This window comes from Streptomyces sp. NPDC090021, assembly GCF_044748225.1.
Lineage (GTDB): Bacteria > Actinomycetota > Actinomycetes > Streptomycetales > Streptomycetaceae > Streptomyces.
Genome location: NZ_JBIVFO010000015.1, coordinates 167,970 through 179,588, shown reverse-complemented (window position 1 = coordinate 179,588; position 11,619 = coordinate 167,970). Strand labels below are relative to the sequence as shown.

The 11,619-nt window shown below is 74.8% G+C and carries 7 protein-coding genes; all 7 read left to right on the top strand.

All coding sequences use genetic code 11. From position 1 onward, the window contains the following. Positions 1–148: 148 nt before the first annotated feature. The 7 genes from ACIPXC_RS14765 (at position 149) to ACIPXC_RS14735 (ending at position 11,513) form a co-directional block, all read left to right on the top strand. The gene (locus tag ACIPXC_RS14765) at positions 149–457 is read left to right on the top strand and encodes a hypothetical protein (protein ID WP_401617151.1); all 309 of its coding nucleotides are present in this window, start codon (positions 149–151) and stop codon (positions 455–457) included. Between the two features lie 197 nt (positions 458–654). After that, positions 655–1,893 carry a helix-turn-helix domain-containing protein gene (locus ACIPXC_RS14760; RefSeq protein ID WP_401617148.1) on the top strand — a complete coding sequence of 413 codons (1,239 nt, stop codon included), beginning with the start codon at positions 655–657 and terminating at the stop codon, positions 1,891–1,893. Positions 1,894–2,115: 222 nt separating this feature from the next. Next, positions 2,116–2,610 (top strand): cobalamin B12-binding domain-containing protein, encoded by a 495-nt coding sequence (locus tag ACIPXC_RS14755; protein WP_401617145.1) that lies wholly within the window; start codon positions 2,116–2,118, stop codon positions 2,608–2,610. Beyond that, positions 2,607–4,274, top strand: coding sequence for a methylaspartate mutase (locus ACIPXC_RS14750; protein WP_401617142.1), 1,668 nt, complete (start codon positions 2,607–2,609; stop codon positions 4,272–4,274). The genes ACIPXC_RS14755 and ACIPXC_RS14750 overlap by 4 nt, the downstream gene beginning before the upstream one ends. After that, complete coding sequence (locus ACIPXC_RS14745) at positions 4,271–5,275, top strand: asparagine synthetase A (protein ID WP_401617140.1); 1,005 nt, start codon at positions 4,271–4,273, stop codon at positions 5,273–5,275. The genes ACIPXC_RS14750 and ACIPXC_RS14745 overlap by 4 nt, the downstream gene beginning before the upstream one ends. Beyond that, complete coding sequence (locus ACIPXC_RS14740) at positions 5,272–6,546, top strand: glutamate synthase-related protein (protein ID WP_401617137.1); 1,275 nt, start codon at positions 5,272–5,274, stop codon at positions 6,544–6,546. Before ACIPXC_RS14745 ends, ACIPXC_RS14740 begins: the two co-directional genes overlap by 4 nt. A 206-nt stretch (positions 6,547–6,752) precedes the next feature. After that, positions 6,753–11,513: an amino acid adenylation domain-containing protein gene (locus ACIPXC_RS14735; protein WP_401617134.1), complete on the top strand. Its 4,761-nt coding sequence runs from the start codon at positions 6,753–6,755 to the stop codon at positions 11,511–11,513. The last annotated feature ends 106 nt before the right edge of the window (positions 11,514–11,619 follow it).

Here is an 11,619-nt window from a genome sequence, read left to right as displayed (position 1 = left end):
TAGTAGCTCCGCTACGAGGATATTCGTCCCGCACGCCGAGGGCACGCACCGAACGCCGCTCCTTGCTCCACGGGGCAACTCAATACAGGCCCTAGAGGAGGGGGTACGGCGTTACCGCGACCTCGCCGAGGCGGGCAACGTCCGGGCCATGCGCCGACGCGCCAAGGTTCAGCTGAAGGCGGGGAGCGACGAGCACGTCCAGGTTGCCCGGTCCTGGCTGCTGGAGGCCCGCAAGGCCGGTGACACGGCCGCCATCCTGGATGGCGCCCGGGTCCACGAACAGCGCGGCGCGTACGGGAACACCATCGACTGGTACCGCTGGGCCGAGGAGAACGGTGCGTCCGGCGTGGCCAGGGAGGTGGCCCGCGTGACGGCCGAACACCCGGGGACCGTTGTCCAGCCGGGGACCGTCGTCCGGCACCGCTGGAAGGCATGCCTGCGCCGCCTGCGGGGGTGAGGCACCGGCGCCCGAAGGACCCCGGTGGCGGGTGGTGATCGGCCGTTGATCGGCCGTAGAGCCGGGCCGGGGACCATCGGCGCCAAGGGGAACACGGCTCGATGGTCACCACCGCTCGCAGCCGCCGCCGGCGGGCCACAGGCCTCCGGGCCCCTCGGTCCCCGGTACTTGGCCAACCCACGGAAGGTGGACTAGACATGCACGGTGTTACCTCGCCGCAGTCGACTACGGGATTCGGAGAGCTGCTCAGGGTCCGGCGCGAACGCGTCGGCCTGACCCAGCAGGTGCTCGCCGATCACGCGACCCTGAGCGTCCGCGCGATCCGGGACATGGAGAGCGGGCGGGTGCAACGCCCCCGCCAGGAGACGGTCCGCCTGCTGGCCGACGCGCTGCGTCTGGAGGGCCGGCACCGGTCGAGCTTCGAGGCCGCCGCGCGCCGGCAGACGCTCGTCGAGGAGCCGCGTGAGGAGCCGACCGCCCCGCCCGTGGCCCGCGGTGCGATCGTGGGCCGGGAACTGGAGGTCGAGGTGCTGACCGACGCGCTCGCCGTGCACGGCGACCGGCTGGTCACCGTCGCCGGCCTCGGCGGGGTCGGCAAGACCAGGCTGGTCCTGGAGGTCGCGAGACGGCTGCACCTCGCCTCGCGGTGGTCGGTGCACTGGATCGACTGCGGCCGGCAGTCGGTCGCCGGACTCGCCCGGACGATCGGGGACCGGCCCACCCTGCTGGTACTGGACGGGGCGGACGCCGGTGTGGACACCGCTCTGCTGGACGAGCTGTTCCACCGCTGCCCCGGCCTGCGGGTGCTGGTCACCGCCCGGGTGCCCCAGCCGCTGTCGGGCGGACAGGTGATCCCGCTCGCCCCGCTGCCCACCCCCGGACCGGAACTCGACCACGACCCGGTGGCATTGGCCGAGGTGGGCGCCGTACGGCTGCTGCTCTCGCACCTGCGCCGGCTGCGGCCCGGATTCCGGCTGGAGCCCGAGGAGGCGCCGGCCGTGGCCTCGATCTGCCGCCAGCTCGACGGGCTGCCGGGGGCGTTGGAACTCGTGGCGGGCTGGTCGACGGTGCTCTCCCCGCGCCAGCTGGTGGCACGGCTGACGGACGGCCCGTTGCATCTGGCGCCGCCCCCGGCCGGGTTCGGCGGCAGGGCGGACGTGGGGGCGGCCCTCGGGGCCGCGCTGGACCGGCTGACGCTCGGCCGGCGGGACCTGCTGGAGCGGCTCGCGGCCGTACCGGGGGACTGGTCGGGGGAGGACGCCGCCCGGCTGAGCGGCCGGCCGCCGCAGGAATGCCTGGCCGCGGTGCACGAACTGCTGGCCAGCGGCCTGATCCGCAGCGTCCCGGCCCGTGACGGCGTCCGCTTCACCGTGCTGAACCTCTGCCGGCGGCTGTGCGGGGCCGGCGGGTACGCGGAGCTGGCGGCGGCGAGCTGAGAACCGTCCGGTGGCCGCGCCCCGCGCCCATCCGTCCCCACGCCCCGTTCCACCGCTCCGGCCTGCGCCGATACTGCCCGCATCCTGCCGGGCGAGCTGCCGGTCCGGTGCCCGGAACCTCCCTAGCGTTCTGTATACGGCCGGGCGGACCGCCCCCGGACAACGCAGTCCCCGCCCCTGGCCGGGGCTCCCCACCACCTACCGACACAGAGGGTTTGCGCCGTGGAGCAGCATGCCGTGGAGCAGCACGGAAAGGCCGAGCCGACCGGTCTGGACGTCGTCGTGACGACCATGGCCTCGGACTCGCACACCTGGAACCTGGTCTTCCTGCAGTTGCTGCTGGAGGAACTCGGGCACCGGGTCACCAACCTGGGCGCCTGCGTGCCGGACGAGCTGCTGGTCGCCGAGTGCCGCCGGATCGGGCCCGGCCTCATCGTCCTGAGCAGCGTCAACGGGCACGGCTTCCACGACGGACTGCGGGTGGTGCAGGCGCTGCGCGCCTGCCCCGAACTGGCTGGTACCCCCGCCGTGATCGGCGGGAAGCTCGGGATCTCCGGCTCCGGCACGGCGGCCCGGCAGCGGGCGCTGCTGACGGCGGGCTTCGACGGGGTCTTCGAAGAGGGCGGCTCGGTGCTGGACTTCCAGTCCTTCGTCGGTTCGCTGCCCGCCGGGTCCGGGTCGCGCGCCCTGCCCGCCGGGTCGGGGGTGCTGCTGTGACCGGCGGCCCCGCGGGCGCCGCGAGCCGAGCTCCCGCCGTGCCGCTGCCCGTGCCACCGCCCATGCCGCCGAGCGCAGGAGCCGGGCCGGCGCCCGGTTTCGGCGCCTTCGTCGCCCGGGCCCGCGCGGCCGGCGTCCTGGTGGTCCAGCCCCGGATGGGCATGGCCGATCCGCTGCGGATGCGCGACGGCCTGCGGGCCACCCGGGACGCGGACGCCGTCACCGTCGGCACCGTCACGCTCGACAGCTACACCCGCACCGGTGACCTCGACGCCGCCCGGCGCGCGCTCGCCGAGGGCGTCGGCCTCAACGGGTACCCGATCGCCAACCACCCCGCCGAGACCACCCGCACGCTCCTGCGGGGCGTCATGGACGCCCGCTTCCCGGTACAGGTCCGGCACGGTTCGGCGATGCCCGAGCACATCGTCCGCGCGCTGCTGGCGGTCGGCCTGGACGCCACCGAGGGCGGCCCGGTCTCGTACTGCCTGCCGTACAGCCGTACGCCGCTGCGCGAGGCGGTCACCGCCTGGCGGCGGAGCTGCGAACTGCTCGCCTCGGTGGGGGAACACGGATCCGAGCCGCACCTGGAGACCTTCGGCGGCTGCCTGATGGGGCAGCTGTGTCCGCCGAGCCTGCTGATCGCGGTGAGTGTGCTGGAGGCGCTGTTCTTCCGGCAGCACGGGCTGAACTCCGTCTCGCTCAGCTACGCCCAGCAGGCCGACCCGCGCCAGGACGAGGAGGCGCTCACCGTCCTCGCCCGGCTGGCCGGTGAACTGCTGCCCGACGTCGACCACCACGTCGTGCTCTACGCCTACATGGGCGTCTTCCCGCGCTCGCCCGGCGGGGCCCGGCTGCTGCTGGAGGACGCGGCCCGGCTGGCGGTACGGGCCGGTGCCGCCCGGCTGATCGTCAAGACCACCGCCGAGGCGCACCGGATACCGACCGTGGGGGAGAACGTCCGGGCACTGGAGACCGCCGCGGCGGCAGCGGCCGACGAGCGCGCGCGTCCGGCGCTGAGCGCGGTGCCGGGGGCCTTGGGGTTTGGCACCGCCGACACCTCCACGACGGCCGCCGTGACCGACACCGGTATCGAGGCGGAGGCGCGGGCCCTGATCGGCGCCGTGCTGGAGCTGGACGCGGACGTCGGCCGGGCGCTGGTCAGGGCCTTCGCCGCCGGCTATCTGGACGTCCCCTACTGCCTGCACCCCGACAACGCCGGGCGCGCCCGCACCTCGCTGGCGCCCGACGGCCGCCTGCTCTGGTCGAGCGTCGGCTCGATGCCGATCGCGGGCCTCGCCGCCGACGGCCCCCGTCCGCCGATCCTCGGCTCGGCCGGGCTGATCTCGGCGCTGTCCCACGTCCAACGGACCTACGACGACCGCGCCGCCGACCCGTCCGTGCTCCCCGTGGCTGCCGACCCGTGCGCGCTCCCCGTGGCTGCCGACCCGTGCGCGCTCCCCGTGGCCGCCGGCCCGTGCGCGCTCCCCGTGGCCGCCGACCTGTCCGTGCTCCCCGTGGCCGCCGGCCCGTCCGTGCTCACCGCGGCTGCCGACCCGGCACGTCCCCGCGTACCGCCCTCCCCGCCCGTACCGCCCTCCCCGCCCGTACCGCCCCGCACGACGTCCTCCACGCCACGACGAGAGTTGGGACCGACCACACCATGACCACCCACGGGCACACGGCCCCCGCCGCACCGATTCCGGACCCCGGTCGCCACCTGACCGCACCGGTCACCCGCAGTGCGCTCCGGATCCAGCACCAGCTCCTCTTCGCCGCCCGCGGGTTCCTGCGCGGACGGGGCTTCACCGAGCTGCTCCCGCCCGTCATCGGGCCGGTCACCGACCCCGGCTCGCGCGGCTCCAAACAGGTCGACGTCGACTTCTACGGGCACCGCTACAAGCTGATGACGAGCGCGATCCTTTACAAGCAGGCCTCGCTGCTGGCCTTCGACAAGATCTTCTGCATCGCGCCCAACGTCCGGCTGGAGCCGTTGGAGACCGCCGGCACCAGCCGCCACCTGGCCGAGTTCCACCAGCTCGACGTGGAGGTGGCGGGAGCGAGCAGGGACGACGCCGTGCAGCTCGTCGAAGAGCTCGTGGTGCACATGGTCGACAGCGCGGTCCGGGAACTGCCCAAGGAGTTCGCCGAACTCGGCCGGGACACCGACGCGTTCGCCGAGCTGCTCAAGGGCTCCTTCGGCCGGATGCGGCACGCCGAGGCCGTGACCGAGCTCGGGCGGCTCGGCCACCGGCAGAGCCCCGACGCCGAACTCGACTGGGACGGCGAGGCGTTGCTCTCGGCCCAGCGGGACCGGCCGTTCTTCGTCACCGACTACCCCAAGGGATCGCGCGGCTTCTACGACCGGGAGAACCCCGAACAGCCGGGCCTGCTGCGCAACTTCGACCTGATCGCCGCCGAGGGCTATGGCGAACTGTGCAGCGGCAGCCAGCGCACCAACGACTACGCGGAGATCGTGACCCGGATGCGGGAGACCGGCGAGAACCCGCAGAAGTACCGCTGGTACCTCGACCTGGTCCGCGAGGGCGTGCCCGCCAGCGCGGGCTTCGGCATCGGCGTCGAGCGGCTGACCCGCTACGTCGCCGGGCTGGACGCGGTCTGGCAGGCCACCGCGTTCCCGAAGCTGGCCGGGGTGGTGTCGCCGTGAGCGACCTCACCGCCCCCGGCTTCCCCGAGGAGGAGGTCCGGCGGCGCGCCCGGGCCGGGGCGGCGGCGGCCTTCCCGCCGCCCGGCGACTACGGCCGGGTCCTGTTCGGCGCGGAGCACGGCGGCGGCCCGCGGCCGTACGGTGCGCGCGACCCGCTCGACACCCTGCGGATCACCCCACCGGTCCTGATGCCGCACAGGCTCGCCCGGCTGATCGACCTCGGCCGCGAGCCCGACTACCGGGACGTCGACCTGACGACCGCCATGGGCGGGTTCACCTCCGCCATGCCCGTGTACGTGTCGGCGCTCGGCTCCACCCGGGCGGCCGGCGGCGACCTCGGGACGGCGCTCAGCAGGCAGGCCGGCGCGCTCGGCCTGCCCATGGTGATCGGCGAGAACGTCGTCCCCGTGAACGGCTACGGCAGGCAGGGCGAGGCGGCGGACCGGGCCCTCCTCGGCCGCCTGCGCGCCTACACGCAGGAACTGCCGGACGGGCGGGGCGGGGTCGCCGTCCAGCAGTCCACCGAGGACGCCGACGCCGAGGTGTGGAACCTCGTGTACAGCGACCCGGCGGCCCTGCCGCTCCTCGCATCCGGGCGGCTGGCCTTCGAGCTGAAGCTCGGACAGGGAGCCAAACCGGGCCTCGGCGGCATGACCGTCCTGGACCCCGAGGAGGCCGCCCGGATCGGTGACCGCTACGGGCTCGACGACGTGTTCGGCGACGGCCGCGTGCTGCGCTCCAGCACCCCCGGCACCTTCACCGCGGAGATCCTGCGCCAGCAGATCCGGCTGATGCGCAACAACTTCCCCCGGGCCCGGGTCTGGGTGAAGCTCCACCCGGGCCGCGACGTCGCCGAGGCCGCCCGGGTGGCGGCCGAGGCGGGCGCGGACGCCGTCACCGTGGACGGCGCCGAGGGCGGCACCGGATGGGCACCGGAGGCCTTCCCGGCCCAGGTCGGCCTGCCGCTCGCGGAGTGCCTGCGCCGGCTCGCCGCCGCCGGACCACCGCCGTGCCTGCTGGTCTCCGGACGGATGTGGGAGGGCGGCCGGGCGGTGAAGGGCCTGGCGCTCGGCGCCCGCGCGGTCGGCCTGGGCCGGGCGGCCCTGCTCGCGACGGCCGAGGACCCGAGGGCCGGGCTGATCCGCTTCGCGGAATGCCTCGCCCTCGAACTCCGCATGTTGATCAGTGCACTCGGGAAATACACGCCGGAAGCGCTGGACCGTGACGACGTGTGGTCGCCGGATTTCCCTGCCATTCCCTCCGCAGGATAATCGAAAAGGCCTTTTCCGTAGCCCGCCGAGGCGCCCGTGAGCGCCTCGGCGGGCCGTCCTGTCTGCGCGTTCGACGCCCTTCGGCCTCCCTGACGAGCGGCAGTTGAAACTGCCGATCGCCTTCCGGGTGATCTGCCGATCGGCCCGGAAATGCGGCCCTATCGTCGAGATCACTGCCTGCAGCGTCGTCAATTCATCGGGGTTGGATGATGGAATCTCGCGGTTTTCCCTTCATATCCGTCGCACGCCGGTTCCCGGACCGCCCGGCCCTGAGGCTCGGCGCCCGGACCGTCACCTACCGGGAACTGGACGAGCTGAGCGGCGCCCTCGCCGCCCGCATCGCCGCCCGGATCCCGCCCGGCGCGACGGTGGCCGTATCCGGCCGGGACCGGCTCGACCACGTGGTCGGCCTGCTCGCCGCACTCCGGGCCGGCGCAACCTACCTGCCCCTGGACCGGGAGGCGCCCGAGGAGCGCAACCGCTGGATCCGCGAGGACGCGGGCGCCGCCCTCGCCTGCACCGACGGCGAACCGGTCGGGCCCGACGGCCCGGCCGCGGACGCGAGCGACCCCGGCCCCGGCCCCGGGCGGGACGGCGGAGCGGGCTCCGCCGCGGGCTACCTCATCTACACCTCCGGTACGACCGGCCGTCCCAAGGGGGTACACGTCCCGCTCGCCGCGCTGACCGCCCACGTGGCCGCCGCCGTCGAATGCTTTGGCCTCACCGAGGACGACGTGGTGCTGCACTTCGCCCGCCCCACCGTGGACGTGGCCGTCGAACAGGTGCTGACCACCCTCTCGGCCGGCGCCTGCCTCGTCGTACCGGACCAGCAACTGCTGGCCCCCGCCGCCCTGCTGGAGCTGCTGGACGCCGAAGCCGTCACCGTGGCCAACCTCGCGGCCGGCTACTTCCAGGAGGTGGTGGCCGCCCTGCGCGAGGACGTCCGGCCGCCGCGCGCCCTGCGCCTGATGATCTCCGGGAGCGACCGCCTCCACCCGGACGCCGCGGCCCGCTGGCGGACCGCCACCGGCGTGCCGCTGCTCAACGCCTACGGGCCGACCGAGACCGTCGTCACCGCCACCGTCCACGAGCCGGACGGACCGGGAGCCGACGGGGCCGGCACCGTTCCCATCGGCCGGCCGCTACCCGGCCGCCGCGCGTACGTGCTGGACGACCGGCTGCGGCCGGTGGCACCCGGCACCTCCGGCGAGCTGTACCTCGGCGGGCCCGTGCTGGCCTCCGGCTACCACGGCCGCCCGGGCCCGACGGCGGGCCGGTTCGTCGCGGACCCCTTCGCGCCCGAGCCCGGCGCCCGGATGTACCGCACGGGTGACGTGGTCCGGCGCTCCGGCACCCACGCCCCGCTGGAGTTCGTCGGCCGTACGGACCACCAGGTGAAGATCCGCGGCTACCGCGTCGAGCCCGGCGAGATCGAGCAGGTCCTGGCCCGCCACCCGGATGTCGCCGCGGCCGTCGTGGTGGCGCACGAGGGCCGGCTCGCCGCGTACGTGACCGGTACCGCCTCCGGCGCACCGGACCCCGCCGGGCTCCGCGCCCACCTGGCCGAGCGGCTCCCCGAGCACATGGTCCCCGCGACCGTCACCCCGCTGGACGCCTTCCCGCTGACCGCCGGCGGCAAGGTGGACCGGGCGGCGCTGCCCGAGCCCCAGGCCGAGCCCGCCGCGCCGTCCGCCGCCCGCCGTCCGCCCCGTACCCCCGCCGAACAGCTGATCGCCGCCGTCTGGTCCGACGTACTCGGGGTGCCCGAGGTCGGCGCCGACGACAACTTCTTCCACCTGGGCGGGGATTCCCTCACCGCGGTGCGCGTGGTCGGCCGCGTCTTCGACGTGTTCGGCATGATCTCCCCGTACACCATCTTCGACGCGCCGACGCTCCGCGCGTTCGCCGCCGCCGTCACCGCCGCCTCCGACGGCGGCGGACGCCCGGCCCTGGAGCGGACCGGCGCCGGCGCGGCGCCGCTCGCGAACTTCCAGCGCGGCCTGTGGTTCCTGGACCAGTGGAACCCGGGCGCGCCCACCTACGTCGTGCCCTGGGTGTTCCGCTTCGCCGGGCCGGTCGACGCCGAGCTGCTCCGGCTGGCCCTGACCGGCGTGACCGACCGGCACGAAGCGCTGCGCACCACCTTCGAGCTGGGCGAGGACGGCCCCCGGCAGGTGGTCCACCCCTCGGTGGAGCTGCCCTTCACCGTCGTGGAGACCACCTCCGCCGCCGTCGACGGCCTGCTCGCCGAGGCCGCACTGGTCCCCTTCGACCTGGAGACCGGCCCGCTCGTCCGCGCCCACCTCTACCGCACCGGCGAGACGTCCACCCTGCTGCTGCTCTGCCACCACATCGTCTGGGACGAGGGATCGCTACCCGTCCTGGAGACCGAACTGGCCGCCCTGTACGAGTCCCTGGCCACCGGCCGCGCCAGCGGACTCCCCGAACTCGCCGTCCAGTACGCCGACTACAGCACCTGGCAGAGCCGGGACGACACCGCCCGGCGGCAACTCGACCACTGGCGCGAGCACCTGCGCGATGCTCCCACCGAGCCCCTCCTGCCCACCGACCGGCCCCGGCCCGCACTCCAGTCCTTCCGCGGGGCGTTCCACCGCTTCACCATGCCCCGACCGGTCGCCGAGGCGGTCCGGGCGCTGGCCCGCAGCGAGGACGCGACGCCGTACATGGTGCTGCTCGCCGGTCTCGCCCTCACCCTCCACCGGCGCACCGGCCGGCGCGACCTGGTGCTCGGCTCCCCGGTGAGTGTCCGCGGCCGGGCCGAACTCGACGCTCTGATCGGCTACTTCGTCAACCTGCTACCCCTGCGCGTCCGGCTCGACGAGGGCATGGACTTCCGCGATCTGGTCCGGCACGTCCGCGAGGTGGCGATCGACGGCTACCGCCATCAGGAGGCACCGTTCGACGCCATCGCCGGCGCCGTCATGGAGGAGCGCCCCGACGACCGGACGGAGGACCGCAACCCGCTCTGCCAGGTCCTGCTGGAACTGCATCCGCTGGACGACCGCCCGCTGACCATCGGCGGCACCCGGGTCACCCGAGAGCTGCACTCCAACCCGGTCTCCCGCTTCGACCTGTCGATCTCCGTCGACGACCGGGGCACCGACTTCACCGGTCGCTTCGAGTACGACTCCGACCTGTTCGACGCCGCCACCATGGCCGCGCTGTGCGAGGCCTGGCTCGGCACCCTCGCCGCCGCCGTCGAGGCCCCGGTGCACACGCTTTTCGAGGACCGTGCCGCCCGCGACCCTCACGCCCCCGCCCTGCTCTGCGGCGAGGAACGCCTCGACTACGGCACCCTGAACGAGCGGGCCAACCGCCTCGCCCACCACCTCGGGGCCTCGGGCATCGGCCGCGGCGACACCGTCGCCGTCCTGGTCGAACGCGGACCGGACCTGGTGGTCGCACTGCTCGCCGCGCTGAAGGCCGGGGCCGCCTACACCCTGCTCGACCCGGACTTCCCGGCCGAGCGGCTCGCCGGCGCGGTCGCCGACTGCGGCGCCTGCCTGCTGGTCACCCACCGCCACGCGAGCCCGCCGTTCCCCGTCGCCCGCCACCTCGACCTGGACGCCGCGGCCGCCGCCGTCGCAGCCCGCCCCGGCCACGACCCGGGCCTGACCGTCACCGGCACGGACCTCGCCTGCGTGATGTTCACCTCCGGCTCCACCGGCCGTCCCAAGGGCGTCGCCGTCCCGCACCGCGCCCTCACCACCACCTACCTCGGCCAGGACTACGCCCGCTTCGGCCCCGACGAGGTGTGGCTCCAGTGCTCCCCGGTCTCCTGGGACGCCTTCGCCCTGGAGCTGTACGGCGCGCTCGCCTTCGGCGGGGTGTGCGTGCTCCAGCCCGGCCAGCGGCCCGACCCGCAGGCCGTCGCCGAACTCACCCGCCGCCACGGCGTCACCCAGCTGCAGCTCTCCGCCAGCCTGTTCAACTTCCTGCTGGAGGAGTTCCCGGAGACCTACGACGACCTCGATGTGGCCTTCACCGCAGGTGAGCGGGCGTCCGTCACCCACGTCGGCAAGGCGCTCGACCAGTACCCGGACCTGGTGGTCGCCAACGGCTACGGCCCGGTCGAGAGCCTCGGGCTCACCACCTGCCACCGCGCCACGCGCGAGGACGCCGCGGGAGCCTCCGTCCCGATCGGCCGGCCGTTGCACGGCAAGGCCGTCCACGTTCTCGACGAGCGGCTGCGGCCCGTCCCGGACGGCACCACCGGCGAGCTGTACGCGGCGGGCGGCGGGCTCGCCCTCGGATACGTGGGCCGGCCCGGGCTGACCGCCGAGCGGTTCGTCGCGTCCCCGTTCGGCGCGCCCGGCGAACGCCTCTACCGCACCGGCGACCTCGGCCACCGGACGGAGCGGGGGGTACTGGAGATCACCGGCCGGATCGACGACCAGGTGAAGATCCGCGGCTTCCGCGTCGAGCCCGGCGAGATCGAGGACGCGCTCACCCGCCACCCGTCGGTGGGGGAGGCGGCCGTCACCGTCCACGAGCCGGCACCCGGCGACCGCCGGCTCGCCGCGTACGTCACCTCCGCCGCCGCGGCGCAGGCACCCGACCCGGAGGCGCTGCTCGACCACCTGGCGGGGCTGCTGCCCGACCACATGGTCCCGGCCACGCTCGACGTGCTGGACGCGCTGCCGCTCAACCAGAACGGCAAGGTCGACCGCCGGGCCCTGCCCGCCCCGGCCGAACGCCGCGATCCCGGGCCGGCCGACCTGCTGAGCCGGGACCAGCGGCTGGTCGCCGACGCCGTGCGCGAGGTCCTGAAGCTGGCCGACGACCCCGGCCCCGACACCGACTTCTTCCGCATCGGCGGCAACTCGCTGGCCGCCGTACGGGTCGCCATGAGGCTCTCCCAGCAGACCGGCACCCGGGTCCCGCCGCAGGTGGTCTTCCGCGGCCGGACCGTCGGCGCCATCGCCGAACGGCTGGCCGCGCGATGACACCGCACCGCGCCCGCCGGCCCGTCCGTCGCCTCGCCGGCCGGCCTGGGATCCGGCCCGTCCGTCGCGCCGTCAGCCGACCCGTCGACCCGCCCGCCAGCCCGCC

Coding starts and splice junctions, on each gene's coding strand:
- ACIPXC_RS14765 (WP_401617151.1), top strand. CDS start 149: ATGCGCCGACGCGCCAAGGTTCAGCTGAAGGCGGGGAGCGACGAGCAC.
- ACIPXC_RS14745 (WP_401617140.1), top strand. CDS start 4,271: ATGACCACCCACGGGCACACGGCCCCCGCCGCACCGATTCCGGACCCC.
- ACIPXC_RS14760 (WP_401617148.1), top strand. CDS start 655: ATGCACGGTGTTACCTCGCCGCAGTCGACTACGGGATTCGGAGAGCTG.
- ACIPXC_RS14735 (WP_401617134.1), top strand. CDS start 6,753: ATGATGGAATCTCGCGGTTTTCCCTTCATATCCGTCGCACGCCGGTTC.